This is a genomic window from Streptomyces sp. NPDC002754 (assembly GCF_053592315.1).
Map to the genome: position 1 here is coordinate 52,321 of NZ_JBSFVM010000005.1, position 26,585 is coordinate 78,905.

Annotated in this window: 24 protein-coding genes; 13 read left to right on the forward strand and 11 right to left on the reverse strand. The window is 70.0% G+C overall.

What is annotated here, in order from left to right; genetic code table 11:
* The first annotated feature begins 2 nt into the window (after nt 1-2).
* Entirely contained in the window at nt 3-461 is a 459-nt protein-coding gene (locus tag ACWD2L_RS14230; RefSeq protein ID WP_351344071.1) for a hemerythrin domain-containing protein, read from the forward strand.
* Nucleotides 462-477: 16 nt separating this feature from the next.
* Here ACWD2L_RS14230 and ACWD2L_RS14235 read toward each other — a convergent pair whose 3' ends face one another.
* Nucleotides 478-1,545: an Lrp/AsnC family transcriptional regulator gene (locus tag ACWD2L_RS14235; protein ID WP_351344074.1), complete on the reverse strand. Its 1,068-nt coding sequence runs from the start codon at nt 1,543-1,545 to the stop codon at nt 478-480.
* Nucleotides 1,546-1,634: 89 nt separating this feature from the next.
* Here ACWD2L_RS14235 and ACWD2L_RS14240 point away from each other — a divergent pair, with 89 nt between their 5' ends.
* Complete coding sequence (locus ACWD2L_RS14240) at nt 1,635-2,918, forward strand: MFS transporter (RefSeq protein WP_351344077.1); 1,284 nt, start codon at nt 1,635-1,637, stop codon at nt 2,916-2,918.
* Nucleotides 2,915-4,177, forward strand: a complete 1,263-nt coding sequence (locus tag ACWD2L_RS14245; RefSeq protein ID WP_351344080.1) for an amidohydrolase — start codon at nt 2,915-2,917, stop codon at nt 4,175-4,177. Before ACWD2L_RS14240 ends, ACWD2L_RS14245 begins: the two co-directional genes overlap by 4 nt.
* A 31-nt stretch (nt 4,178-4,208) precedes the next feature.
* Here ACWD2L_RS14245 and ACWD2L_RS14250 read toward each other — a convergent pair whose 3' ends face one another.
* Nucleotides 4,209-6,449, reverse strand: a complete 2,241-nt coding sequence (locus ACWD2L_RS14250; protein ID WP_351344083.1) for a transglycosylase domain-containing protein — start codon at nt 6,447-6,449, stop codon at nt 4,209-4,211.
* Between the two features lie 281 nt (nt 6,450-6,730).
* On the opposite strand from ACWD2L_RS14250, the gene ACWD2L_RS14255 reads away from it, so the two are divergent.
* From ACWD2L_RS14255 to ACWD2L_RS14275, 5 genes are all read left to right on the forward strand, one after another.
* A complete protein-coding gene (locus ACWD2L_RS14255) occupies nt 6,731-7,684 on the forward strand; it encodes an SPFH domain-containing protein (RefSeq protein WP_351344086.1) in 954 nt (317 codons plus the stop codon).
* Nucleotides 7,681-7,911, forward strand: a complete 231-nt coding sequence (locus tag ACWD2L_RS14260; protein WP_351344089.1) for a hypothetical protein — start codon at nt 7,681-7,683, stop codon at nt 7,909-7,911. The genes ACWD2L_RS14255 and ACWD2L_RS14260 overlap by 4 nt, the downstream gene beginning before the upstream one ends.
* Nucleotides 7,912-8,157: 246 nt before the next feature.
* A complete protein-coding gene (locus ACWD2L_RS14265; protein ID WP_351345702.1) occupies nt 8,158-8,685 on the forward strand; it encodes a PadR family transcriptional regulator in 528 nt (175 codons plus the stop codon).
* Nucleotides 8,682-9,380: an ABC transporter ATP-binding protein gene (locus tag ACWD2L_RS14270; RefSeq protein ID WP_351345699.1), complete on the forward strand. Its 699-nt coding sequence runs from the start codon at nt 8,682-8,684 to the stop codon at nt 9,378-9,380. The genes ACWD2L_RS14265 and ACWD2L_RS14270 overlap by 4 nt, the downstream gene beginning before the upstream one ends.
* Nucleotides 9,377-11,776 carry an FtsX-like permease family protein gene (locus tag ACWD2L_RS14275; RefSeq protein ID WP_351345696.1) on the forward strand — a complete coding sequence of 800 codons (2,400 nt, stop codon included), beginning with the start codon at nt 9,377-9,379 and terminating at the stop codon, nt 11,774-11,776. Before ACWD2L_RS14270 ends, ACWD2L_RS14275 begins: the two co-directional genes overlap by 4 nt.
* 15 nt (nt 11,777-11,791) lie before the next feature.
* Here ACWD2L_RS14275 and ACWD2L_RS14280 read toward each other — a convergent pair whose 3' ends face one another.
* Nucleotides 11,792-12,757, reverse strand: coding sequence for a LysR substrate-binding domain-containing protein (locus ACWD2L_RS14280; RefSeq protein ID WP_351345693.1), 966 nt, complete (start codon nt 12,755-12,757; stop codon nt 11,792-11,794).
* Between the two features lie 132 nt (nt 12,758-12,889).
* Between ACWD2L_RS14280 and ACWD2L_RS14285 the strand changes: the two genes are divergently transcribed.
* The gene (locus ACWD2L_RS14285) at nt 12,890-13,444 is read left to right on the forward strand and encodes a peroxiredoxin (RefSeq protein WP_351345690.1); all 555 of its coding nucleotides are present in this window, start codon (nt 12,890-12,892) and stop codon (nt 13,442-13,444) included.
* Nucleotides 13,445-13,460: 16 nt separating this feature from the next.
* Entirely contained in the window at nt 13,461-13,991 is a 531-nt protein-coding gene (locus ACWD2L_RS14290; RefSeq protein WP_351345687.1) for an alkyl hydroperoxide reductase, read from the forward strand.
* 186 nt (nt 13,992-14,177) lie between these two features.
* Here the strand turns inward: ACWD2L_RS14290 and ACWD2L_RS14295 are convergent, their stop codons facing one another.
* The 4 genes from ACWD2L_RS14295 to ACWD2L_RS14310 all read right to left on the reverse strand — a co-directional run bounded on the left by ACWD2L_RS14295 (nt 14,178) and on the right by ACWD2L_RS14310 (nt 19,195).
* Nucleotides 14,178-15,545, reverse strand: a complete 1,368-nt coding sequence (locus ACWD2L_RS14295; RefSeq protein ID WP_351340833.1) for an AI-2E family transporter — start codon at nt 15,543-15,545, stop codon at nt 14,178-14,180.
* A gap of 108 nt (nt 15,546-15,653) precedes the next feature.
* Nucleotides 15,654-16,376, reverse strand: coding sequence for an aggregation-promoting factor C-terminal-like domain-containing protein (locus ACWD2L_RS14300; protein ID WP_451189653.1), 723 nt, complete (start codon nt 16,374-16,376; stop codon nt 15,654-15,656).
* Nucleotides 16,377-16,793: 417 nt separating this feature from the next.
* On the reverse strand, nt 16,794-18,119 hold the full coding sequence (locus ACWD2L_RS14305; protein ID WP_351340828.1) for a PhoH family protein: 1,326 nt from the start codon (nt 18,117-18,119) through the stop codon (nt 16,794-16,796).
* A 302-nt stretch (nt 18,120-18,421) separates the two neighbouring features.
* Entirely contained in the window at nt 18,422-19,195 is a 774-nt protein-coding gene (locus tag ACWD2L_RS14310) for an isoprenyl transferase (RefSeq protein ID WP_351340825.1), read from the reverse strand.
* 108 nt (nt 19,196-19,303) lie between these two features.
* Between ACWD2L_RS14310 and mgrA the strand changes: the two genes are divergently transcribed.
* On the forward strand, nt 19,304-20,341 hold the full coding sequence (mgrA, locus tag ACWD2L_RS14315) for an L-glyceraldehyde 3-phosphate reductase (RefSeq protein ID WP_351340823.1): 1,038 nt from the start codon (nt 19,304-19,306) through the stop codon (nt 20,339-20,341).
* A gap of 444 nt (nt 20,342-20,785) precedes the next feature.
* Here the strand turns inward: mgrA and ACWD2L_RS14320 are convergent, their stop codons facing one another.
* A complete protein-coding gene (locus tag ACWD2L_RS14320) occupies nt 20,786-22,825 on the reverse strand; it encodes a heavy metal translocating P-type ATPase (RefSeq protein ID WP_451189658.1) in 2,040 nt (679 codons plus the stop codon).
* Between the two features lie 56 nt (nt 22,826-22,881).
* On the opposite strand from ACWD2L_RS14320, the gene ACWD2L_RS14325 reads away from it, so the two are divergent.
* Nucleotides 22,882-23,232 carry an ArsR/SmtB family transcription factor gene (locus ACWD2L_RS14325; protein ID WP_351340817.1) on the forward strand — a complete coding sequence of 117 codons (351 nt, stop codon included), beginning with the start codon at nt 22,882-22,884 and terminating at the stop codon, nt 23,230-23,232.
* Between the two features lie 28 nt (nt 23,233-23,260).
* Here ACWD2L_RS14325 and ACWD2L_RS14330 read toward each other — a convergent pair whose 3' ends face one another.
* Entirely contained in the window at nt 23,261-23,953 is a 693-nt protein-coding gene (locus tag ACWD2L_RS14330; protein WP_351340815.1) for a DUF6882 domain-containing protein, read from the reverse strand.
* Between the two features lie 63 nt (nt 23,954-24,016).
* Entirely contained in the window at nt 24,017-24,805 is a 789-nt protein-coding gene (locus ACWD2L_RS14335) for a class I SAM-dependent methyltransferase (protein WP_351340813.1), read from the reverse strand.
* Between the two features lie 207 nt (nt 24,806-25,012).
* On the opposite strand from ACWD2L_RS14335, the gene ACWD2L_RS14340 reads away from it, so the two are divergent.
* A complete protein-coding gene (locus ACWD2L_RS14340; RefSeq protein ID WP_351340811.1) occupies nt 25,013-26,323 on the forward strand; it encodes a cytochrome P450 in 1,311 nt (436 codons plus the stop codon).
* Here ACWD2L_RS14340 and ACWD2L_RS14345 read toward each other — a convergent pair.
* Nucleotides 26,287-26,541, reverse strand: coding sequence for a hypothetical protein (locus tag ACWD2L_RS14345; RefSeq protein WP_351340810.1), 255 nt, complete (start codon nt 26,539-26,541; stop codon nt 26,287-26,289). The two genes, ACWD2L_RS14340 and ACWD2L_RS14345, sit on opposite strands and share 37 nt — an antisense overlap.
* Nucleotides 26,542-26,585 lie beyond the last annotated feature (44 nt).

Consider the following 26,585-nt stretch of genomic DNA (forward strand, 5'->3'; position numbering starts at 1 on the left):
CCATGTGCCACTACTGCGGTTGCCGTGAGATCCCTCTCATCAAGGAGTTCATCGCCGAGCACGAGCGCGTCACCGACGCCGCCGGTGGCGCGCTGCGGGCCCTTGAGCGCGGCGACGTGGCGGCGGCGCGGAAGCTCGTCGACGCGATGGCGAAGGAGCTCGCCTCGCATTGGAGGGGCGAGGAGGACGGCCTGTTCGCGGTGATGCGGGACGATCCGGAGTACGCCGGTTACATCGACGCCCTGGTGGCCGAACACCGCGAACTCGGCGCCCTGCTGCCCACCCTCGACCTCACGGACCCCGGCGACGTACAGCGCCTGAAGGCCGAGACGGACGAGCTGCACCGGCACATCGCCAAGGAGGAGGACGGCCTCTTCCCGGCGTCGCTGACGGCACTGTCGGGGGACGGCTGGGACGAGTCGATCGCGGCGTGGCGCGCGGCACACCCCACGGAGAGCTGAAACCCCACAGCGACGGCTAGAACCCCACCGGCACGTACCCCGTAGCCCGCCCCCGGTCGTCGAGCACCCGCCCCATCCGCTTCACCGTGCGCAGCGTCACCGTGCGGTCCTCGACGCGCAGGGCGGGAAACCGCTCGTCGAGGGCGGCCTCCAGCGTGGCCATGCCGTCGAGGTCGCGGAGCCAGACCTGGAAGAGCAGGTTGCAAGAGCCCGTGACCGAGGTGCACAGGCGCATCTGCGGGAGGCGGGCAAGGGCCGAGCCCGTACGGTCCAGTTCGCCGTGCGGGACGGTCGCCCGGTACGTGGCGAGCGCCGGCCAGCCCGCCAGCTGCTGGGCCAGATCGCAGCGCAGCAGGATCTCCCGGTCACGCAGTTCGCGCGCGAGCCTGCGCCGCACGGTCGACTCGCCGACGCCGACGCCGACGGCCGCCGCCAACTCGGCGTACCCGGCACGGCCGTTGGCGCCCAGTTCGCGCAGGAGCGCCAGGTCGACCTCGTCACGGGGCCGGAACGGGCGCGAGGGTGCACCGGGCCCCGGCCCCGCCGTGCTGAGCCGCGCGCGCCCCGCCCGGTCGAGGGCGCGCACCTTCCAGCCGCTGCCCTCCTGGTAGAGCCGCATGCTCAGCCGGGTCCGGGTGCCGCGCACGCCCGGCAGCCGGCCCAGATCGTCGCTGACCCGGCGCCCGAGCGCGGGCAGGTCGGGCGCCGCGACGGAGAGCAGCAGGTCGTAATCGCCGACCACGTGCTCCGCGCTGAACACCCACGGAAGGCGGACGAGACCGGCGGTCAGCTCCTCCAACTCGCCCGGTGTGCACGTCACTTCCATGTAGGCGACCGTGGCCGTCGTCGGCCCCGCGTACGCCGTCACCCACGCGAGGCCCGCCTTTTCGAGGCGTGCCCAGCGGCGGGCCGCGGTCGTCGCGTCGATGCCGACGGCCGGGCCGACCCGGCTCCACGGGGCGCGCGGGTCGGTCTGGAGGGCGTCGATCAGGGCGAGGTCGGCCTCCTCGAAGGCCGCCGCGGAGGCCCCCGCGAAGGCGGCGGATTCCGGCACAGGCGCGTGCACGCTGCCGTTTTCCAGCAATTGAGGCCCCTTCTCGCACGGCGGCCGGATTCTGTCCCCACTTCCGAGCCGTCCCCCACACCAGCACGCCCACTCTAGAAGGAGTGCCTGTGGCCCCACCCTCGCAAGGCCCCGCCCGTGAACGTCTCGACAGAGGCGCCAAGATCACGGTCACGCTGCTCTTCGCCGCCTGGCTGATCGACTACATCGACCGCCTCGTCATCAATCTGGCGCTGCCCTCGATCGGCCACGAATTCGACCTCAGCCGCGCCCAGCAGGGCCTGGCGGTCTCCGTGTTCTTCGTGGCGTACGCCGTCTGCCAGATTCCGGGCGGGATGCTCGCCGACCGGTTCGGCGCCAAGCGCGTCACCTGCTGGGCGCTGCTCATCTGGTCCGCGTTCACGGCGGTCACCGGGCTCGCGGGCTCCTTCGCGATCCTCCTCGTGGTGCGCTTCCTGTTCGGCATCGCCGAGGGGATCTTCCCGGGCGCTTCGATGAAGGCCGTGAGCGAGCGGACCACGCCCGGTCAGCGGATGAGCGCCAACGGCATCGTGCAGTCGTCGAACGCCGTGGCCGCGGTCGTCGCCCCGCTGATCGCCGCGCCGCTCATCGCCCACTTCGGCTGGCGCTCGGCGTTCTTCACCGTCGCGGCCGTCGGCGTATTCGTGTACGCGGCCGTCCGCCTGTGGCTGCCGGAGCGGGAGCGGTCGACGACCGCCACGCCGCTCGGCGGCGCGCGCACCGTGATCCGCTCGGGGACCATGTGGGCGTTCGCCGGGATGTTCTTCGGCTACGACATCATCGTGTGGGGCCTCAACACCTGGGTGCCCTCGTACCTCAACGAGGAGCGCGGGCTCGCGCTGACCTCGGCGGGCGCCCTGACGATCCTGCCCGCGGGCTCGGCGGCCGTCGCCGTGATCGTCGGCGGCAGGATCGCGGACCGCTTCGAGGGCAATCAGCGCAAGATCGTGGTGCCCGCCATGGCGGTCTCCTCGGTCGCGCTGATCCTCATGGCGACGTCGACCGGCATCTTCGCGTTCGTCGGCTGGATGTCGGTGGCGATCGCGTCCGCCTCCCTCGGCTACATGCCGATCTTCGCGGTGCCGCTGCGCAGCCTGCCGCCCGAACTGACGGGCGCGGCCGCCGGGTTGATCACGTTCGGCGGGCAGGCCGGTGGCGTCGTCGCACCGACCGCGATGGGGCTGCTCGCGGACTCGGCCGGATTCGGCGCCGCGTTCGGCTTCCTCGTCGTGGGCGCGGTACTCGCCGCGGTCCTCGCCTGCGTCACCCCGCAGACCACACACGCCTTCCGCCGGGCGCTGCGGCTGCCCGACGCCGACCCCGACCACCCCACTCCCGTATCCGGCGCACCCGTAGAAAGCGAGACCCGATGACCACGAAACTCGACAGCCTCCTGCCCGGACTCCGCGCGCTCTACCGGGACCTGCACGCCCACCCCGAACTCTCCCTCCAGGAGACCCGCACCGCCGGCATCGTCGCGGCCCGGCTGCGCGAACAGGGCGGCTGGGACGTGACGGAGGGCCTCGGCGGCACAGGCGTCGTCGGCGTCCTCCGCAACGGCGAGGGCCCGACCGTGCTGCTCCGCGCCGACATGGACGCACTGCCCGTCCTGGAAGCGACGGGCCTGCCCTACGCGTCCGTGGCCCGCGGCACCGACCGCGACGGCAACGACGTACCGGTCATGCACGCCTGCGGCCACGACATGCACGTCACCTGCCTGCTCGGCGTGACGGCGCTGCTCGCGGCGGAGCGGGACACGTGGCGCGGCACCGTCCTCGCCGTGTTCCAGCCCGCGGAGGAGATCGGCCGCGGGGCCAGGGACATGCTGGACGACGGGTTCGCTGAGCGCTTCCCGAAGCCGGACGTGTGTCTCGGCCAGCACGTCGGACCGTTCCCGACGGGGGTCGCTGTGACCCGGCCCGGAGCGGTGATGGCGGCCTCCGACAGCTACCGCGTACGCCTCTTCGGGCGCGGCGGGCACGGCTCGACGCCCGAGTCGACCGTCGACCCGGTGGTCCTCGCGGCGGCCGTCGTGATGCGCCTGCAGACCGTGGTCTCGCGCGAGGTCGGCGCCTCGCAGACGGCCGTCGTGACGGTGGGCTCGATCCACGCCGGCACGAAGGAGAACATCATCGCGGACGAAGCGGAGCTGAAGCTCAACATCCGCTCGGTCGACCCCGTCGTACGCGAGAAGGTGCTCGAGGCGGTGCGCAGGATCGTCCGGGCGGAGGCGGAGGCCTCGGGCTCGCCCAAGGAGCCGGAGTTCACCTCGCTCGGCTCGTTCCCCGTCACGGAGAACACCGACGACGCCACCGCCACGACGATCGACGGGCTGCGCGGCGCGCTCGGCGAGCACGGCGTCCTCGTGCTTCCGCAACCGATCAACGGCAGCGAGGACTTCGGCCTGTTCGGCAAGGAACTCGGCGTGCCCTCGGTGTTCTGGCACTTCGGGGGCGCCGACCCGGCCGCCTTCAAGGGCTACGACGCCGCGACGCTCGCCTCGCGCGGCCTACCCGCCGAGATCCCGGTGAACCACTCGCCGCAGTACGCGCCGCTCCAGGACCCCACGATCGAGCTGGGGGTGCGGGCCCTGCTGGGAGCGGCCCGCACCTGGCTCGGCGCCCGCGAGTAGCGCGCTTCGGTCAGTCGCGGCGGTCAGCGCGTCAGTCTCTGCCGTTCCCGTTGCCGCCGCCGTTCTCCGGTTCGACCGGGTCCTCCGACCAGGTCGGCGCGCTGCTCTCGGGCGGGACCGGGAGCGTCTGCGTCGGATCCGTCGTCGGCGTCTCGCTGGTCGGTGTCTCGCTCGGCTCGGTCTTGGTCGGCGTCGGCTCGGTCGACTTCGTCTCGCTCGGCGTCGGATCCGTCGAGGGCTCATCGGTCGGGGTCGCCGGGGGCGTCGTCGTCGGCTGGACGGCCTTGCCCATGTCGGTGTCCAGGTCGAACTTCGCGTTCGTGCTGGACGAGTTGAAGGTGTACTGCGCCCAGATCTGGGCGGGGAAGCTGCCGCCGTCGACACGCGGCAGGCCGCCGGCGCCCTCCATGGACACCTGTCGGCCCGCCTCCGCGGTCTTCAGCGCGCCCTCGCCGAACAGGCCCACCGACGTGACCAGGTCCGGCGTGTACCCGGTGAACCAGGCCGACTTGTTGTCGTCGGAGGTACCGGTCTTGCCCGCGACCTGCTGGCCCGCGCGGCCCGGGTTGTCGCGCACCGAGGTCTTCGCCGTGCCGTCGTCGACCACACCGGTCAGGATCGAGGTCACCGAGTCGGCGGCGCCGCGGCTGATCACCTGCTCGCCGACGGGGTCCTCCAGCGGGACCGGCTCGCCCTGCTTGGAGACCGCCTTCACGATCTGCGGGGTGACCTTCTTGCCGTGGTTGTCGAGCGTCGCGTAGACACCGGCCATCTCCATCGGGCTCGCGCCCATGGTGCCGAGGGTCTGCGCGGGGTACGGTTTGAGGTCGCCCGCGTCCATGCCGAGCTTCTTCGCCGTGGCCATCACCTGGTCCATGCCGACGTCGACGCCGAGCTGCGCGAAGACGGAGTTGATGGACTTGTTCATGGCGGTCTGGACGGTGACCGGGCCGTAGCTCTTCTTGTCCTCGTTCGGCGGGGCGAAGCCGACCTTCTTGCCGTCCTGGACGACCTGACGCTTGCTGGTGCCGTCGTAGATCGTGTCGGCGGTGACGCTCTGGCCGGACTGCGTCGTGGCCTTGTCCTCCAGGGCGGCCGCGAGGATCAGCGGCTTGAAGGTGGAGGCGGGCTGGTAGTCGGTGCGCGTCGCGTTGTTGACGTAGTGCTCGCTGAGTCCCTCACCGCCGTACAGCGCGAGGACCTTGCCGGTCTTCGGGTCCACGGAGACGGCGCCGGCCTGCACGCGCGCGTCGGCCTTCTTGTCCTTGCGGTCGAGCTTGTCGCTGAGCTGCTGGTTCACCGACTTCTCGAGCTGCTTCTGCTTCTTGCGGTCGATGTTGAGCGTGACCGTGTAGCCACCGGCGTCGAACTGGGCCTCGGTGAGGTTCAGTTCCTTGATGACCTCCTCGCGCGCGGCGCTGTAGAGGTAGCCCTCCTGGCCCTTGAGCCCGGAGGCGGCCTTCGGCGGGTTCGGCTTGTCGAAGGTCATGCCCTGCCGCTTGCTCGCGTCCAGCCAGTGCATGTCGACCATGTTGTCGAGCACGTAGTTCCAGCGCGCCTTGGCCAGCCGCTTCCCGGTGTCGGAGGCAACGGCCCAGTCGTACTGGTTCGGGGCCTGGAGCAGCGCGGAGAGGTACGCGCCCTGCTCCACGGTCAGCTTCGAGGCGCTCTTGCCGTAGTAGGCCTCGGCCGCCGCCTGGATGCCCCAGGCTCCGCGCCCGTAGTAGCTGGTGTTCATGTACCCGGCGAGGATGTCGTCCTTGGTCTTCTTCTGGTCCAACTTCAGCGAGATGACCAGTTCCTTGAGCTTTCGGGTAACCGTCTGGTCCTGCGTCAGGTAGTAGTTCTTCACGTACTGCTGGGTGATCGTCGAGCCGCCCTGCTTGCCCTTGCCCAGGACGGTGTTGAGCATGCCGCGGGCGGTGCCCTTCACGTCGATGCCCTTGTCCGTGTAGAACGACTTGTTCTCGGCGGCGACGAAGGCGTGCTGGACCTCCTGGGGCACCTCGGCCAGGTCGACGACCTCGCGGTTGACCTTGCCGGTGCGGGCCAGCGTGTCGCCGTTGCTGTACTTGTAGACGTTGCTCTGCACCTGGGCGTCGGGATTGCCCTCGGGTACGTCGATCACCATGTACAGCACGATGAACGCGCCCATGCACAGCAGCACGAGCCCGAAGAACGTACCCAGGAGCTTCTTCCAGGTGAAGAGGCGGCGTATGCCCGACGGCCGCGCCGCGCGCTTGCGCGCCTTCCTCGCATCCGCTCGGCCCATGACCTCAGTCGCTCCGCTTCTTGTCCTGGTACGCCTTCGCGTACGGGTACGAACCCAGTTCTCACGATCGTGCTGAATCGGCTCAAGAACCTAACCCGTCACTTATGTCGAATCTCCGTTGATTCGGCCATATCGGACGTGACAATCAGCACCTGCCCCATGGGAACCGACGAGCGAGACGTGCGGATGGTTGCCGGACGCGATAAAGTGATATCACTTTGCTAGACCGCGTTCGCGGCCGTGCGGCGACGAACGACCAGCTCAGAGAAACGGGGACAGCCATGTCCGAGACGGACGCCACACCGAACACTCCGGACGCGCCGGAGACTCCCGACGTACAGATGCCGAAGGCGCACGTTCGCGAGATCACGGCCCACAGCATCGGCGGCGGACTCGCCCTACTGCTCGGCCTCATCGGCCTGATCGTCGGCGCGGGCCTGATCGCGATCGCCGCCTCCACCGACTCGGCGGGCACCAAGGGGGCGCTCATCACGGTCGGCGTCGTGGTCGCGATCGGCTCGGTCTTCGCCATGTCGGGCCTGAACATGGTGGCGCCGGGCGAGGCCCGCGTCGTCCAGCTCTTCGGCCGCTACCGGGGCACGATCCGCACGGACGGCCTGCGGTGGGTCAACCCGCTGACCTCGCGCACCAAGATCTCGACCCGGGTGCGCAACCACGAGACGGCGGTCCTCAAGGTCAACGACGCGTACGGCAACCCGATCGAGCTCGCCGCGGTCGTCGTCTGGAAGGTCGAGGACACCGCCCAGGCGTCCTTCGAGGTCGACGACTTCCTGGAGTTCGTCTCCACGCAGACCGAGGCGGCCGTCCGGCACATCGCCATCGAGTACCCCTACGACGCGCACGACGAGGGCGGCCTCTCGCTGCGCGGCAACGCCGAGGAGATCACCGAGAAGCTCGCCGTCGAACTGCACGCGCGGGTCGCGGCCGCGGGCGTCCAGATCATCGAGTCCCGCTTCACGCACCTCGCGTACGCCCCCGAGATCGCGTCGGCGATGCTCCAGCGTCAGCAGGCCGGTGCCGTGGTCGCGGCCCGCCGCCTGATCGTCGACGGGGCCGTCGGCATGGTGGAGGACGCCGTCGCCCGCATCACCGAGCAGGACTTCGTGGCGCTGGACGAGGAGCGGAAGGCGACGATGGTCTCCAACCTGCTGGTCGTCCTCTGCGGGGACCGGGCGGCGCAGCCCGTCGTCAACACCGGAACGCTCTACCAGTGACTCCGGCCTCTGACCGTGAGCGGCGGGCGGCGCGTAAGCAGGTTCTGTTGCGGCTCGATCCTGCGGTGTACGAGGCGCTTGCACGGTGGGCCGGCGAGGACCTGCGGTCCGCGAACGCGCAGATCGAGTTCCTGCTCCGCAAGGCCCTCCAGGAGGCGGGTCGCCTACCGGGGTCGGCGGGCCCCATACCGAGGCGGGGCCGCCCCCCGTCCACCCACCCGGACTGAACGCCTCGGGGCTCCGCCCCGGACCCCGCCGGCTCTCGTCCGAACGGCGGGGCTTGAAAGACCTGCTCAATCGCCGCAGGGGCTTGAAAGATCGCCTCAATCGCCGGCGGGGCTTGATAGATCAAGCCCCGCCGGCGATTGGCATTTCCAGCCCCGCCGGCGGTTGAGGCGCGGGGTCCGGGGCGGAGCCCGTGCGTTACGGCGAGCTATACACACCACGTATACACGGTGTGTATAGTGCTGCTCATGTCCATCGGCCACACCCTCCTCGGGCTGCTCGAATCCGGGCCCCGCCACGGTTACGACCTCAAGCGCACATTCGACGACACCTTCGGGCACGACAAGCCGCTGCACTACGGGCAGGTCTACTCGACGATGTCCCGCCTCCTGAAGAACGGCCTCGTCGAGGTCGACGGGATCGAGTCCGGCGAAGGCCCCGAGCGCAAGCGGTACGCGATCACCGACGCCGGCGTCACCGACGTACGGCAGTGGCTCGCGACGCCGGAGAAGCCGGAGCCGTACCTCCAGTCGACCCTCTACACCAAGGTCGTCCTCGCCCTGCTGACCGGGCGCGACGCCACCGAACTGCTCGACGCGCAGCGTTCCGAGCACCTGCGCCTGATGCGCATCCTCACGGACCGCAAGCGCAAGGGCGATCTCGCCGATCAGCTCATCTGCGACCACGCCCTGTTCCACCTGGAAGCCGATCTGCGCTGGCTGGAACTGACCGCCGCGCGCCTCGACAAGCTCGCCGCGGAGGTCCGCCCTTCATGAGTCACCCCACCACTCCCGCCGGTTCCCTGCTCGCCGCCACCGGCCTGCACAAGACGTACGGGCCGACACCGGCCCTCGACGACGCCTCCTTCTCCGTCCACCCGGGCGAGGTCGTCGCCGTCATGGGCCCCTCGGGCTCCGGCAAGTCGACACTGCTGCACTGCCTCGCCGGCATCATCACGCCGGACTCCGGCACCATCACGTACAACGGCCGCGAACTGACCGCCATGTCCGACGCGGAGCGCAGCGCGCTGCGCCGCGGCGAGTTCGGCTTCGTGTTCCAGTTCGGCCAGCTCGTCCCGGAGTTGACGTGCGTCGAGAACGTCGCGCTCCCGCTGCGTCTGAACGGCGTGAAGCGCAAGGACGCCGAGCGCCGGGCCATCGAATGGCTCCAGCGCCTGGAGGTCGACGACCTCGCGGGCAAGCGCCCCGGTGAGGTCTCCGGCGGCCAGGGCCAGCGCGTCGCGGTCGCCCGCTCCCTGGTCACGGGGCCGCGTGTGCTGTTCGCCGACGAGCCCACCGGCGCCCTGGACTCGCTCAACGGCGAGCGCGTCATGGAGCTGCTCACCGACGCCGCCCGCAGCACCGGCGCCGCCGTCGTCCTGGTCACCCACGAGACGCGGGTCGCCGCCTACTCGGACCGCGAGATCGTCGTACGGGACGGCAAGGCCCGGGACATGGAGTTCGCCCGATGACGCTCCTCGACGACCGGCCCGTGCAGGCCCCGCCCGCCCCCGCGAACGCCGGCCTCCAGGGCCGCCTGCGCGACCTCGCGCTCGGCGTCCGCTTCGGCTTCTCCGGCGGTCGCGAGGGCTGGATCCGTACGCTGCTCACCGCGCTCGGCGTCGGCCTCGGCGTCGCCGTGCTGCTGGGCGCCGCCGCCGTGCCGAACTTCACGAGCGCGCGCAACGACCGCTCCGACGCCCGCACGGTCAACACGCTCGAGCAGGACGACGTACCGCGGTCGGACCGCACGCTGCTCACGCTCGACGGCTCCTCGGAGTACCGGGACGAGACGATCGGCGGCTACATGGTGCGGCCCGAGGGCGGGCACCCCGCCCTGCCGCCCGGCGTCGACAAGCTGCCGGGCCCCGGTGAGATGCTGGTCTCGCCCGCAATGCGCGACCTCCTCGCCTCCCCCGAGGGCGAACTGCTCAAGCAGCGCTACCACTTCCGCGACGTCGGCACCATCCACGAAGCGGGCCTGAGCGACCCCTTCGACCTGTACATGTACGCGGGCAGTGACAGCCTGAGCACGGACCGCGGAGCCCACCGCATCGACCACTTCGGGCAGGCGGGCGAGAACAATCCGCTCGACCCGGCCCTCGTGCTCATGATCATTCTGGCCTGTGTGGTGCTGCTCGCGCCCATCGCCATCTTCGTCGCGACCGCCGTGCGGTTCGGCGGCGAGCGGCGCGACCGCAGGCTCGCCGCGCTGCGCCTGGTCGGCGCGGACGCCCGGACGACGCGCTGGGTGGCGGCCGGTGAGGCACTGCTCGGCACCCTCCTCGGGCTCGTGGCCGGCGTGCTCCTCTTCCTCGCCGGCCGGCAGGTGCTCGCCCACGTCGAGCTGTGGCGACTGGCCGCGTTCCCCGCGGACTTCACCCCGGTCCCGGCGCTCGCCGTGCTGGTCCTGCTGGCGGTGCCGCTGTCCGCGATCGCCGTCACGGTGTTCGCCCTGCGCTCCGTGGCCATCGAGCCGCTCGGGGTCGTGCGGGGCGGCCGGGTGCGCAGCCGCAAGCTGTGGTGGCGGCTGTTGTTCCTCGCCGCCGGCATCCTGATCCTGCTCCTGTCCCGCTCCGCCTCCGACACGACCCACCGCGGCATGGTGCTGATCGGCGGCGGTGTCCTGCTCTCCCTCACCGGCCTGGTCCTCGTACTCCCCTGGCTCGTCGAGGCCGTCGTGCGGCGGCTGCGGGGCGGCCCCGTCCCCTGGCAACTGGCGACCCGCAGGCTCCAGTTGAACAGCAGCGGCGCCACCCGCGCGATCTCCGGCATCACCATCGCGGTGGCCGGCGGCATCGCCCTGCAGATGTACACCGTCGGCATCAACGACAGCTTCACCAGCTCGACCGGCCAGGACCCCCAGCGCGCCCAGATCGGCGCGAACACCGACTTCCCGAGCGGCACGATGGCCGACCGGATGGTCCAGGACTTCCGGACCACCAAGGGTGTCAAGAAGGTCATCGGCACGGTCATCACCGATGCCGAACGCGTGGGCGCGAAGCCGGCCGAGGACGGCTTCCCCCCGTCCTCCTCACTGTCCGTCGGCTCCTGCCCCTCGCTGCGCGAACTCGCCAGCCTGCCGTCGTGCTCCGACGGCGACGTCTTCCGGGTGACCCGCTCCCACGACTCGTACGCCGACGACCAGTTGGAGAAGGTCGCAGTCCCCGGCGCGCGGCTCGTCGTGGACGATCCCGAGGACTCGGGCCGCACCGACCTGAAGCCGGTGCACTGGACGCTGCCCAAGGACGTACGCACCGTCGACTCCCGCAAGGACCCGACGGGCGATTACTACGGCGGCATCCTCGCCACCCCGGGCGCCCTCGACCCTGCGACCCTGCACACCGCGTCGACCAACGCGCAGATCCAGATCGACGAGAGCGTGCCCGACGCCGAGGACCACGTGCGCAACACCGCGTTCGCGATCGACCCGGGCATGCAGGTGTGGACGAACACATTCGTGTCCCGCGACAAGGAGTACGCGAGCATCCGCACGGGCCTGTTCACGGCCGCCGCCCTCACCATGGTGATCATCGCGGCGTCGATGCTGGTCTCGCAGATCGAGCAACTCCGCGAGCGCAGGCGGCTGTTGTCGGTGCTCGTCGCCTACGGCACGAAGCGCTCGACGCTCGCCTGGTCCGTGCTGTGGCAGACGGCGATCCCGGTCGTCCTGGGCATGGCCATCGCCGTGACGGGCGGACTGACCCTCGGCTGGCTGATGCTGCGCCTTGTGGACAAACCGGTGACCGACTGGCTGCTGTTCCTCCCGCTGACCGGTGTGGGCGCCGCCCTCGTCGCGGTGGTGACCCTCCTGTCCCTGCCTCCGCTGTACCGCATGATGCGGGCAGAGGGGCTGCGGACGGAGTGACGCCCGGCCGTCGGCTCAGCCGTCGCCGAGGATGCGAACCGGCATGCCCCGCAAGGCCGTTCGCAGAGCCGAGGCCAGCTCCACGTACTCCGCGGAGCGCGCCGCCCCCGTACGCATGGCGAAGGCCACCCGGCGTGCGGGGGCGGGCTCCGCGAAGTACCCGGTGAGCAGCTGGCTGCTCCGGCTGGTCTCGACGGACACGGCGGTGCGCGGCAGCAGCGTCACCCCGAGGCCGCCCGCGACGAGCTGGACCAGCGTGGCGAGCCCGGCGGCGGTCGTGGCGACGGGAGCGTCGTCGCGGCCCGCCTCCCGGCAGATGTCGAGGGCCTGGTCGCGCAGGCAGTGCCCCTCGTCCAGAAGCAGCAGGTTCAGCTCCCGCAGCGCTTCGCGCGGGATCCCCTCCCGGCCGCCGAGCCAGTGGTCGAGCGGCGTGACGAGCACGAAGTCCTCGTCGAACAGCGGGAGTTCACTCATCCCCGGCACCCCGAGCGGCACGGCGAGCAGCAGCAGATCGAGCCGCCCCGCACCCAGGCCCTCGACGAGCGACGACGTCTGCTCCTCGTGCACCTGAAGGTCCAGATCGGGATACGTCTCGTGGACGAGCCGCAGCACCGTCGGCAGCAGATACGGCGCCACCGTGGGAATCACCCCGAGCCGCAGCGCCCCCGTGAACGGCGCCCGCACCGCCTCGGCCTCCTCGACGAGCGCGCCGACCCCGTCGAGCACTGCCTTGGCCCGCACCGCGATCCGCTCCCCGGCCGGCGAGAGCAGCACCTTTCTCGTCGTACGCTCGACAAGGGTCACGCCCAGCACCTCCTCGAGCGCCGAGACCGCGCCCGACAGCGCGGGCTGACTCATCCCGATCGCCGCCGCCGCGTCCCGGAAGTGCAGGTGCTCCGCGACCGCGGCGAACGCCCGCAGCTGCGCCAGGCTCGGCTGTCTGCGCCGGGCCCCCGCGGGCTTTCCGTTCTGTACGGCCACTGATAGCCACCTCCGATCAACATGACCGAGTCTAGCTATTTCCGTAATCAATGCACTCTGTGCCACGATCTTGAGCAGTCCAACCCATGGAAACAGCCCCAAAAGGGATGTCTCCTACTGCAAGGAGTTCGTGTGCTCACTGTCGGTGACAAGTTCCCCGAGTTCGACCTGACTGCCTGTGTCTCGCTGGAGAAGGGCTCTGAGTTCGAGCAGATCAACCACAAGACCTACGAGGGCAAGTGGAAGATCGTCTTCGCGTGGCCCAAGGACTTCACCTTCGTGTGCCCCACCGAGATCGCCGCGTTCGGCAAGCTGAACGAGGAGTTCGCCGACCGTGACGCCCAGATCCTCGGCTTCTCCGGTGACTCCGAGTTCGTGCACCACGCCTGGCGCAAGGACCACCCGGACCTGACGGACCTGCCCTTCCCGATGATGGCCGACTCGAAGCACGAGCTCATGCGTGACCTCGGCATCGAGGGCGAGGACGGCTTCGCGCAGCGCGCCGTCTTCATCGTCGACCAGAACAACGAGATCCAGTTCACGATGGTGACCGCCGGCTCCGTCGGCCGTAACCCCAAGGAGGTCCTCCGGGTCCTCGACGCCCTCCAGACGGACGAGCTGTGCCCGTGCAACTGGACCTCGGGCGACGAGACCCTGGACCCGGTCGCGCTCCTCTCGGGCGAGTGAACGGAAGGCTGCTGACATGTCTCTCGACGAACTGAAGTCCGCCGTTCCGGACTACGCCAAGGACCTGAAGCTCAACCTGGGCTCGGTCATCGGCAACTCTGACCTTCCGGCCCAGCAGCTGTGGGGCACGGTCCTGGCGACCGCCATCGCCTCCCGGTCCCCGCGGGTGCTGCGCGAGCTGGAGCCCGAGGCGAAGGCGAACCTGTCGGCGGAGGCGTACACCGCCGCGAAGTCGGCTGCCGCCATCATGGCGATGAACAACGTCTTCTACCGCACGCGTCACCTGCTCTCGGACAACGAGTACGGGACGATGCGTGCCGGTCTGCGGATGAACGTCATCGGCAACCCGGGGGTCGACAAGGTCGACTTCGAGCTGTGGTCCTTCGCGGTCTCGGCGATCAACGGGTGCGGGATGTGCCTTGACTCGCACGAGCAGGTGCTGCGCAAGGCGGGTGTCGACCGTGAGGTCGTCCAGGAGGCCTTCAAGATCGCCTCCGTGATCCAGGCGGTCGCCGTCACCCTCGACGCAGAAGCCACCTTGTCGTAACCCTCTCGAGCCCCTGCGGCGCTCGAGCAGGCTTTTCAAGCCCCTGCGGCGCTTGATGAGCAAGTCTTTAAAGCCCCTGCGGCGATTGAGCAGGGCTTTTGAGCCCCGCCGGCGATTGAGGCGCGGGGTCCGGGGCAGCGCCCCGGGCGTAGGAAACGGGGGCCGGAATCAACCGGCCCCCGTTTCTCACGTCTCGGGGCTCCGCCCCGGACCCCGCTGCTCCATCGCCGCAGGGGCTTGAACGTCGTGGTGCGCCTCCCGGGACCACGCCCGCAGGTACACGACCACCGTGTTCGTGACCGCCACCAGTGGCACCGCCACCACCGCTCCGCCGATCCCGGACACCATGCCCCCCGCGGCCACCGCGAGCACGACGGCCAAGGGGTGGACGCGGACCGCGCGCCCCAGGATGAAGGGCTGCAGGATGTGGCCCTCGATCTGTTGCACCGCGAGCACCACGCCCAGCGTCATCACCGCGGCGAACACGCCCTGCGTCACCAGCGCCACGACCACCGCGAGCGCCCCGGAGACGACCGCGCCCACCAGCGGGATGAACGCGAACAGGAAGATGAAGACGGCCAGCGGCACGGCCATGGGAACGCCCAGGAAGAAGATGCCAAGGCCGATGAAGATGGCGTCGATCAGCGCCACTATCACCGTCCCGCGGACGTACGCCGTGAGCGTGCGCCAGGCCCTCGGCCCCGCGCCCGCGATGCCGGGCCGGGCCTGCGCCGGGACGAGCCCGAGGGTCCACTCCCAGATGCGCCGGCCGTCGTAGAGCAGGAACAGCGTCGAGAACATCGTGAGGAGCACGCCCGTCAGCGCCTCGACGATGACGGTGACGCCCTCGAGGCCCGCCGACGTGATCTCGTCCGTGTTCGCGCCGACCGCGTCGCGCAACGACTTGGCGATGTCGTTGATCTGACCGTCGGTCACATGGAAGGGGCTGTTGAGCAGCCAGCGGCGCAGATCGTCGATGCCGTCCTGGACCTGCCCTGACAGCTGGTCGATGTTCTCCTGGACCTGCCAGACCACGAACCAGCCGACGAGCCCCATGATGACGAAGCCGAGAATCGCCGTCAGGGCCGTGGCGAGGCCGCGCGGTACGCCGCGGTGCCTGAGGCGCGCCACCGTCGGCTGCAGCAGCGCGGTGATGAGCAGCGCCGCGACGAACGCGAAGATCACCAGCTGCACCGAGCTGATGACCTTCATCAGGACCCAGAGCGTCCCGGCGAGGACCAGGAACCGCCAGCCCGCCTCCGCCGCCACCCGAAGGCCCCACGGCAGGGCGACGACCGGCTCGGGCCGCGGGGCCGCGGACGGCGCGTACGCGGGCGGGGCCGGCACCTGCTCCTTGTCGTGCTCGCGCGGACGTTCAGCCGCGCCCGGCGTGTCCGGCTCCGGGTCGGGAGCCGGCGCCGGGGGGCGCGTCGGCCGGGGCGGCAGCTGGGCCTCCTCGGCCCGCTCGGCCTCCGCGCGGCGCTCGTCCAGGCGCTCGCCCGCCCTGCTTATTCCCGCACCGATCCGGCCGAGCCACCCTGGAACTCGCGACATCATCCGTCCTCTTCGAAGCTTGTGGCACCGACCGTATCGCGTGACACGCCGAAGCCCCTCACCGTGAGGACGGTGAGGGGCTTCGCGAGGTTGCGAACTACTGGTCGCTCAGTACCAGTTGTTGGCCTGCCAGAACGACCAGGCCTCGCAAGGGCTGCCATAGCGGTCGTTCATGTAACCGAGGCCCCACTTTATCTGCGTGGCCGGGTTGCTCTGCCAGTCCGCGCCCGCCGACGACATCTTCGTTCCGGGCAGTGCCTGGAAGAGACCGTAGGCGCCGGACGAGGCGTTGGTGGCCTTGTAGTTCCAGCTGGACTCGTGGTCCACGATGTTGCTGAAGCACTGGAACTGTCCGGACGGCACCATCTGACGGGCCATCGACTGAACCTGGGCGATGCTGTACGAACCCTGCGCGGCGAAGTCGGAGGCGTCGCGGGTGGCCGAACGGCTGGCGGCCGCCTTCTTGGCTGCCTCCCGCTCCTTGGCCTCCTTCTCGGCCTTCTCCTTGGCCTCCTTGGCGTCCTGTGCGGCCTGCTGCTTGGCGACCGCGTCCTCGGCTGCCTGCTTCCGGGCGGACTCCTCGGCGGTCTTCTGCGCAGTCGTGTCGGCCGCGATGGCCTGGGTCTGCGCCTGCTGCTTCAGCGACGAGGTCTGCACCTGCGCCTGCTGACCGGCAGGGATATCTGCGAGGAGGGTCGAGTCGCTCGCCGTTGCCTCAGCCCCCTGGGAGGGCTGACCGGTGCTGCCCGAAGCAACACCCACGACGGCGCCGACTGTGGTGACCGCGGTGGCCGAGACCACTGCGAATCCCCGGACCGAAATCCGGCTCACACGGTTTCCTTCCAGCATCGCCCGCTTGAACGTGACCGTCGCGGACGCAATCGTGCCCCTGGCACAGGTCTCCCAACTGCGGGGTCACGGGAGACACGGGCCCGGTGGACAACTCCCGTGACGGGAGCGCCGCGTGGTGCTCGGGCGGCATACGACGGCCTCTATGTAGTTCAGATGCAGCGGATGCTGCTGTGGTTTCGTACCGCTGGGGGCACGCAAGTGTCGTATGCGGGGCCTGACAGGACCGTGACTCTGCCGTATCGGAGTGTGGCAAGGCAATTCCCCACCGCGTGTGAAAGGTCACACCTCGTTTGCTCCCCGGGTTTTTCGGAAACGAGCACACGCCGCGGCGCCGCCCGGCTAGGCTCTCCCGCCTTGCCGAACGGCGCCAAAAGGGACGAACAGGCCCTGTATGGCCTAGATCTGACCGTCCTCCAGCATTTCGGTCACCAGGGCCGCGATCTGCGACCTTTCCGATCGGGTGAGCGTGACGTGCGCGAAGAGCGGATGTCCCTTCAGCTTCTCGACGACCGCGACCACCCCGTCGTACCGGCCGACACGGAGGTTGTCGCGCTGCGCGACGTCATGGGTGAGGACGACACGCGAATTCGCCCCGATGCGCGAAAGGACCGTCAGAAGGACGTTCCGCTCCAGGGACTGCGCCTCGTCCACGATCACGAACGCGTCGTGCAGCGAGCGGCCCCTGATGTGGGTGAGCGGCAGGACCTCCAGCATTCCCCGCGCGGTGACCTCCTCGATCACCTCGCGGGAGGTGACGGCCGACAGCGTGTCGAAGACCGCCTGCGCCCACGGGCCCATCTTCTCGGCCTCGCTGCCCGGCAGATAGCCGAGCTCCTGACCGCCGACCGCATAGAGGGGACGGAAGACCATCACCTTCTTGTGCTGGCGCCGCTCCAGGACGGCCTCCAGGCCCGCGCAGAGCGCGAGCGCCGACTTGCCGGTGCCGGCCCTGCCTCCCATCGAGATGATCCCGACGTCGGGATCGAGCAGCAGATCGAGGGCGATCCGCTGCTCGGCGCTGCGCCCCTTGAGGCCGAAGGCCTCCCGATCGCCGCGCACCAGGCGGACGTTGCCCTCGGGGGTGACGCGGCCGAGCGCCTTTCCGCGCTCGGACTGGATCGTCAGACCCGTGTGCACGGGGAGGTCGGTGGCCTCGGGAACGTAGAGGGTGTCCTCTTCGAAGAGGAGGTCGACCTGCTCGGCGGGGAGCGTCAGTTCGGACATGCCGGTCCAGCCGGAGTCCGTGATGGCGAGTTCGGCCCGGTACTCCTCGGCGAGGAGCCCCACGGACGACGCCTTGATCCGCAGCGGCAGATCCTTCGACACGACGGTGACGTCGTAGCCTTCCGCCTGCAGATTGCGGGCGACCGCCAGGATGCGGCTGTCGTTGTCCCCCAGGCGGTAGCCCGAGGGCAGCACGCTGGGATCGGAGTGGTTGAGCTCGACGCGCAGGGTGCCGCCCAGTTCGCCGGTCGGGATCGGCGCGTCCAGGCGTCCGTGGCGGATCCGGTAGTCGTCGAGCAGGCGCAGGGCCTGCCTGGCGAAGTAACCCAGCTCCGGATGATTCCGCTTGGCCTCCAACTCCGTGATCACGACGACAGGAAGGACGACTTCGTGTTCGTCGAATCGGGTCATGGAGTTCGGATCGGCCAGCAGGACGCTGGTGTCGAGAACATAGGTGCGCCGGTCGGGCTTGCGGAGGCGCTTGTTACTGGTCACCACGGAAGGACGTACCCCCTCGGAAGAGGTCGGGGAGCGACGGAGTTTTCGGGACCGGTTCATGGGCCGCGATGCGCGGGCCGAGAACCGGCCCTCCAAGGCGTCTTCCGTACCCACTTGCGTACGGTCGTCCTGGTGCAAAGGGCCTCCCGGGCGGACGGCCCGTTGCCATCCGCTGAGATGCGGTGTCCTTGGCTCGGACACCGACCTGGAAGGCTTATTCCCTCGAACAAGCGCCGCCATGCAAAAGCACATGACGGCGCGTTCGTTAACTCCTGATGACGTACGTCTCTCGTGACCGGGTGTCAGCCGCCGAAACGGCGGCCGCGCACGGCGTAGTCGCGCATCGCGCGCAGGAAGTCGACCTTACGGAAGGCCGGCCAGAAGACATCACAGAAGTAGTACTCGGAGTGGGCCGTCTGCCAGAGCATGAAGCCGGAGAGACGCTGTTCGCCGCTGGTGCGGATGACCAGGTCCGGGTCGGGCTGCTCCTTGGTGTAGAGGTGCTTGCCGATGGCGTCGACGGTGACGGTCTCGGCAACGTCCTCCAGCGAGCGCCCGTTGTCCGAGGCGTCGAGCAGCATCGAGCGGACGGCGTCGGCGATCTCCTGGCGGCCGCCGTAGCCGACCGCGACGTTGACCACTATTCCGTCGCGGTCCGCGGTGGACTCCTCGGCCTCCTTGAGCACGGCCTGCAGGCCCGAGGGGAGGATGTCGGTGTTGCCCACGTGCTGCACGCGCCAGCGTCCGTCCTCGGCGAGCGTGCGCACGGTGTCCTCGATGATGCCGAGGAGCGGGACCAGCTCTTCCGGGGGGCGATCGAAGTTGTCCGTCGAGAGCAACCAGAGCGTGACGACCTCGACGTCCGTCTCGCTGCACCAGCCGAGGAACTCCTCGATCTTGGCGGCGCCCGCCTGGTGGCCCTGCGCTGGGGTGGATCCGGCGGCCTTGGCCCAGCGGCGGTTGCCATCCATGATGACGCCGATGTGCTTGGGCACCTGGGCGTGGTCCAGGTGGCCTTCCACCCGGCGTGCGTACAGCCTGACCAGCAGGCCGCGCAGCGTGTCGCGCAGGTTCACGGTCTTTTTGCCCTCCGTACAGATGGGAGTCCCCGAAGGCGGAAGCCTACTCGGGGGTAGTCAGGTGTCGGCTTTGGGGTGTCAGGGACCTGACGTAGCTTCGTAGCCATGAACGACACCTCTCCTTACGTCGCCTCAGAGGGCCGGTACGGTTCCATGGAGTACCGGCGCACGGGCCGCAGCGGCCTGAAGCTTCCCGCCGTCTCCCTCGGACTGTGGCACAACTTCGGGGACGACCGCACACTTGCGAGCCAGCGCTCGATCCTCCGCCGCGCCTTCGATCTGGGCGTCACACACTTCGACCTCGCGAACAACTACGGGCCGCCGCCCGGCAGCGCCGAGCTGAACTTCGGCAAGATCTTCGCGCAGGACTTCGCGCCCTACCGTGACGAACTCGTCATCTCGACCAAGGCGGGCTACCGCATGCACCCCGGCCCCTACGGGGAGTGGGGCAGCCGCAAGTACCTGATGTCCTCGCTCGACGCGTCCCTGAAGCGGATGGGCGTCGACTACGTGGACATCTTCTACTCGCACCGCTTCGACCCGGACACCCCGCTGGAAGAGACGATGGGCGCGCTCGCCTCCGCCGTCCAGCAGGGCAAGGCGCTCTACGTGGGGGTGTCCTCGTACAGCAGTGAGCAGACGGCCGAAGCGGCGCGGCTGCTCCGGGAGATGGGTGTCCCGGCGATCATCCACCAGCCCTCGTACTCGATGCTCAACCGCTGGACCGAGGACGACAATCTGCTGGACACGCTGGAGACGGCCGGAATGGGCTGCATCTCCTTCGCGCCGCTCGCGCAGGGCCTGCTCACCGGCAAGTACCTGAAGGAGATCCCGGAGGGCTCGCGCGCGACGCAGGGCAAGTCGCTCGACCCGAACCTACTGAGCGAGGACGTCGTCCGCCGGCTGAACGGGCTGAACGACATCGCGCAGCGCCGCGGCCAGTCCCTCGCGCAGCTCGCGCTGAGCTGGGTACTGCGGGACGAGCGGATGACGTCGGCGCTGATCGGGGCCTCCAGCGTCAAGCAGCTGGAGGAGAACCTGGCGGCGCTCGAAGGTCCGAAGCTGACCGAGGAGGAGCTGACCGAAATCGACTCGTTCGCCATCTCCACGTCGGGCACCAACATCTGGAACGGCCGACGCTGAACTCCCGTACCGGGAGCGGGGGTTCACGGGGAGGCCCGGGGCGGTAAAGCCGGGGAGTCCCGGGGCACAAAAAACGGGCCGGTCCGTGGGGGGGGATACGGACCGGCCCGAGGGGGGGGTTCCACCATAACCCTTCGTAAGTGCCGACGCTCGCATCGGCGTGCACAACTACGCTCCGAAGTCGTACGGCGACGCCCGGGGGGAGCTTTCAAGCCGCCCCACAGCAGGTACGGAGGGGTTCGGGCCCGGATTCACGGGGCCTGGCCCCGGGCGTGGCGTCCCTCTCCCGTGTCGCACGCGGGGTTGACGGCCGGGTACCGCGCGGCCCCCTCCACCGCGCGGTACCGACGCGCAGCTTTGCTCACGCGAATTGCCGTTGGTCTGAACTTACGTGATTCTCGGGCGCCATTCGATCGCGTATCGATAACGATCCGGATCGGCCGCTCAGCGCGTCCAGGCGCGCTCGCGCAGCAGGCGCAGGCCGTTGAGGCCGACGAGGACGGTGGAGCCCTCGTGCCCGGCGACGCCGAGCGGCAGCGGCAGGTGCCCCGCCAAATCCCAGATCACGAGCCCGGTGATGAAGACACCCGCGATGACCAGGTTCTGTACGACGAGTCGGCGTGCGCGCCGGGACAGCGCAACCGTGCGCTCCAGTGCGCCCAGCTCGTCCCGTACGAGGACCGCGTCCGCGGTTTCGAGGGCCAGGTCGGAGCCGCCGCGGCCCATGGCCACGCCGGTGTGCGCGGCGGCGAGCGCCGGGGCGTCGTTGACTCCGTCGCCGACCAGGAGGACGGTGCGGCCGGCGTCCGCCAGTTCGCGGATGGCGTGCGCCTTCTCGTGGGGCAGCAGGCCGGCGTGTACGTCGCCGGGGGCGATGCCGGTCGCTGCCGCGGTGGACAGGGCGGCGTGTTTGTGGTCGCCGGTGAGGAGGATGGGCGGCGTGCCCGTGCGGGTGGCCAGTGAGCGGATTGCCTGCGGGGCGGTGGGGCGGAGGGTGTCGGTGAGGGTGAGGCGGCCGGCCAGGGTGTCGTTGACCGTGACAGCCACTTCCGTGCCAGGGGTAGTGGTGGGCGCAACGGTCATGTGGCTGGGAGAACCCGCGGCGATTTTGGTGGCGTTGTCGTCGGATTCGGCGGAGCCGTGGTTGCGCGCGCCCCGCGGCGGAGCCGCTGATTGACACAGCCCCGCGCCCCCAAGAAAAACCCGGCCCGAGACGCCCCTGCCCGGCACCGACTCGAAGGCCTCTACGGGGTGCAGGGCGAGGCCCCGGTCTCTGGCCGCCGTGACGATCGCGCGGCCCACCGGGTGTTCGCTGTGTTGTTCCACCGAGGCTGCCAGGGTGAGCAACTCGGTCTCCGTGTAGGGGAGTTCGGGGCGGATCTCCGTCACCTGCGGAACCCCCTCCGTCAGTGTTCCCGTCTTGTCGAAGGCGACCGTGTCCGTGCGGCCGATGCGTTCCATCACCACCGCCGACTTGATGAGCACGCCGTGGCGGCCCGCGTTCGCGATCGCCGACAGCAACGGCGGCATCGTCGCGAGCACCACGGCGCACGGCGAGGCCACGATCATGAACGTCATGGCCCGCAGCAGCGCGTCCGTGAGTGCGTCGCCGAAGGCGAGTGGGACGAGGAAGACCGCGAGGGTCGCGGCGACCATGCCGAGCGCGTAGCGCTGCTCGACGCGCTCGATGAACAGCTGGGTCGGCGCCTTGGTGCGGGTGGCCTCCTCGACCAGGGCGACGATGCGGGCGATGACCGTGTCGGAGGGATCGCGCACGACGCGGACGCGCAGCGCGCCGGTGCCGTTGAGGGTGCCGGCGAACACCTCGTCGCCGACGGCCTTGGGTACGGGGAGGGGTTCGCCGGTGATGGTGGCCTGGTCGACGTCGCTGGCGCCGTCCACGACGCGGGCGTCCGCGCCGACGCGTTCGCCGGGGCGGATCAACAGGACGTCGTCGATGGCGAGTTCGGCGGCCGGGACCGCCTCCTCCGTGCCGTCGGCGGTGAGGCGGGTCGCGGTCGCGGGGGCCAGGTCGAGGAGTCCGCGCACGCTGTCCTCGGTGCGGGCGGTGGCGAGGGCCTCCAGGGCGCCGGAGGTCGCGAAGATCACGATCAGCAGGCCGCCGTCCATGACCTGCCCGATGGCGGCGGCGCCGAGCGCGGCCACGACCATCAGGAGGTCGACGTCGAGGGTCTTCTCGCGCAGCGCCCTGAGGCCTTCGAGTCCGGGCTCCCAGCCCCCGGCCGCGTACGCGACGGCGTACAGCGGGACCCACAACCAGGCGGTGGTGCCGAGGAGTTGGAGCGGGAGGGCGAGGAGGAAGGCGGCGGTCGCGAGCGCCGCCCAGCGCGCTTCGGGGAGGGCGAGCAGCGGGGTGCGGGTGCCGTGGGCGGCGCGCGGCACGGCGGGGGCGACCGCGGCGGTCCCGGCCAGTGCGGAGGCGGACACGGGTGCAGGCATGCGGCTCACGATACAGGAACACATGAAGACCTCTTCATGCATGCCGTGGTAGCCGATCGTCGCCTGGATACGATGAGGCCATGGGCCATGGAATCGACCGCAAGAGCAGCACCCGCGAGCGGCTCGACGCCGTGGGCGCGGCCGATGTCGCGGCGACGCTCCAGGCCCTCGCGACTCCGTCGCGGCTGCGCATTCTGGCCCGCCTTCAGGAGGGACCCTGCGCGGTCGGCGACCTAGCGGAGGCGGCCGGTCTCGAACAGTCCGCGTGCTCGCACCAGCTGCGGCTGCTGCGCAATCTGGGGCTTGTCAGCGGTGAGCGCAAGGGGCGCTCGATCGTCTACGCGCTGTATGACGACCACGTCGCGCAACTGCTCGACCAGGCGCTTTTCCATGTGGAGCACCTGCGCCTCGGGCTGCGCGACGAGGCGTGACTCTCGGGGAAGTTCGGTTCGGGAAAGTTCAGTGCAGCGCGAGGCGGATGCCCGCGATGCGGCCCGCATCGTCGAAGCCGATCTCGGCGGGGACGGAACCGGGCAGCTCCGCCGCGATCTGACCGCCGTTGTCCCGGTAGGCCACCCCGTGGTGGTCGAAGAAGCCCGCGACCAGGCGCCGGGCGTCGACGCCGAGCAGTCCCTCGGCCTGGACGAGCGTGCGCGGCAGCGTGACCGGGTCGAGGGCGGCGCGCGGCACCTGCGGGTCCTCGGGCAGGAAGTAGACCTGGGTCTCGGGGTTCGCGGGCACGCCTATGTACCCGGGGGCGCCCGTCACGCCCATCCCCGCGAAGGCGAGGGTCTCGGCGGCCCGCCGGGGGTCGGGGAACCCGGACAGGTCGAGCACCTGGGTCGTGAACTCGGCTATCCCCTGGCTCTGGCCGAATCGCCCCACCTGTTCGGAGAGCGCCGCGACGGGCGTGCCGCGCAGTTCGGGGTTGGCCCAGCCCCACATCCACGACCGCTGGGCGGCGTCGTAGGTGCCGAGAACGCCGACGCGCAGGTCCACGTGGCCCTGCCGGTAGCGGCATGTCGGCAGGTCGGCCGTCCACGACGCCCCTTCGGGCAGGAACCCCATGAGAGCTTCGAGCTGAGCACCACCCCACGCCGCGTGCCGCTCGGTCTCGTAAAGGAAAGCTTGGCTGAATTGCGTGTGGCTCATGGGGCGGGACCTTACGCGAGGCGGCTGTACGGGCCAGAGTTACGTAGGCAACAGCGGCCCCGGCTACGGCTTGCGGGCCTCGATGAGGTGGCGGGAGCTGTGGGCCACGAACGGCCCTTCCGTCTTGATCTGCTCATGCAGGGCTCGGAGTTGGGGCTCGTACGCGTCAACTGTGAAGCCTGGCACCATCCATACGACCTTGCGAAGAAAATGGACAACGGCCCCGATGTCATGAAACTCGATGCGCAACCGCTCGGCGCGCAGATCGACGATCTCAAGACCGGCGTCCCGCGCCTCCTGGGCCTCGCCCTGCGGGTCGCGCCCACGCCTGGCCCCTTCCTGTGGGCCCAGAAAGTACTCCACCAGCTCGAACACACTGGCCGGGCCCACGTGTTGGGCGAAGTAGGTGCCACCGGGGCGCAGCACGCGGGCGATCTCCGCGAAGTGGGCCTTGACCGGGTGGCGGGAGGTGACCAGTTCGAAGGCGTCGTCGGCGAAGGGCAGCGGGGCGTCGTCGGGCGAGGCGACGACGACCACGCCACGGGGGCTCAGGAGGCGGGTGGCCTTCGCTGCATTCGGGGGCCAGCCCTCGGTCGCCGCCATCAAGGGCGGCAGCTTCGGTGCCAGGTTCAGCACCTCGCCGCCACCGGTGTGCAGATCGAGGGCGGATTCCACGCCGGCGAGCCGCTCCCCCATGAGCCGGGCGTACCCCCACGAGGGCCGCTCCTCGGTGGCCCGTCCGTCGAACCACGAGAAGTCCCAGCCCTCGGTGGGCGCGGCGACGGCCTCGGCGACGAGCTCGTCGTAGGGGCGGCTCCCACGGGTGGGACGAAAGTTGTCGGAAGTGGTCATGCTGCGCATGATCGCAGTCACAGAGGGGCGGATTCATCTCGATTTCGCCGGTACTAGGGGTAGCACCCGGGCTGAGTCGGGGGTTGCCCCTCTTCCGTAAAACAGGGGGATCGCACGTACCCTTGGCGTTCCCCACTGGCATTCCCCAGCCCCCACACCTTCTCCAGGCCCGTCCGTCCTACCGCCTCACCGCAGAAATGCGAGCACATGTCCGTACGTTCCGCGATAGCGACCTGGCTGACCCGCCTCTACTTCTCCCGGCTGCGCAGAAAGGGAGGAAGCCTCGACCTGTCCGTCCTGTCGAGGCTCCCCGACGCCGTGCTGCTGCCGCTGCGCCGCGAGGGCCTCGACCCGGTCCCCGAGATCGGTGCGCTGCGCGACCGTGAACCCGTCAGCAAACTGCCGATGCCCGGCATGACGGTGTGGCTGGTGTCGGGATACGACGAGGCGAAGGAGGTCCTCGGCAACGCGAAGGCGTTCAGCAACGACTTCCGCAACCTGGTGGGGGTGGGCGGCGCCGATGCCGAGCAGCACCCCGGTGGCCTCGGCTTCTGCGACCCGCCGGACCACACGCGGCTGCGCCGCCTGCTGACCCCCGAATTCACGATGCGCCGTCTGTCGCGGCTCACGCCGCGCATCCACGCGATCATCGAGGAGCAGCTGGCGCAGCTGGAGAAGGCGGCCCGCGAGTCGCCCGACGGCACGGCCGACTTCGTCGAGCACTTCGCGATGCCGGTCCCCGCGCTCGTCATCTGCGAACTCCTCGGCGTCCCTTACGAGGAGCGCGACGCGTTCCAGCAGTTCTCCGTCGCCCGCTTCGACGTCCTGGGCGGCGCCGGGGCCTCCTTCGGCGCGGTCTCCCAGTCCCTCGACTATCTGCGCGGAGTCGTCGCCGAACAGCGCCGCGATCCGGGCGAGGGCCTGCTCGGCATGCTGGTGCGCGAGCACGGCGACAACATCACCGACGAGGAACTCACCGGCCTCGCCGACGGCGTCCTGACCGGCGGCCTGGAGACCACGGCCAGCATGATCGCCCTCGGCACCATGGTCATGCTCCAGGACCGTGAGCACTTCACGGCGCTGCGCGACGCGGAGGACCCGGCCACCGTCGCGGCCCCCTTCGTCGACGAACTCCTGCGCCACCTCACGGTCGTTCAGACCGCCTTCCCCCGCTTCGCCCGCGAGGACACCGAGATCGGCGGCGTGCCGCTCGCCGCCGGCGACATAGTCATCGTGTCCCTGAGCGCGGCGGACCGCGATCCCCGCCTCGGCGGCGAAGGCGACGACATGGACGCCTTCCTCCCCTCCCGCCCACCCTCCTCCTCCCATCTGGCGTTCGGCTACGGCATCCACCGCTGCATCGGCGCGGAACTCGGCAAGATGGAACTGCGCGCGGCCTTCCCCCAACTGGTCCGCCGCTTCCCGGAGTTGCGCCTCGCCGTGCAGCCCTCGGAGCTGGAGTTCCGCAAGCTCTCGATCGTCTACGGCGTCGAATCGCTGCCGGTGTCGATCGACTGATCCACGTCATGGCGGGCCCTGTTGGCCCGGTGGGCCCGGTCGAGGACGTCCAGCGGATCCACCATGGGCGGGTAGCTCGGCGCACACTCCGGGCACGCGTACACGTTGAACCCGGGACCCGTCGGGGCGTGCACTTCCTGGACCAGGATCGGTTCATCGGTGGTGCGTTGGCAGCGGGCGCACATGCGGAGCGGCGGTCGGCGTCGGTCGTTCGTCACCGGGCACCCCCGTGGATGAGTTCGGGGCGCAGCCCCACGTCGAT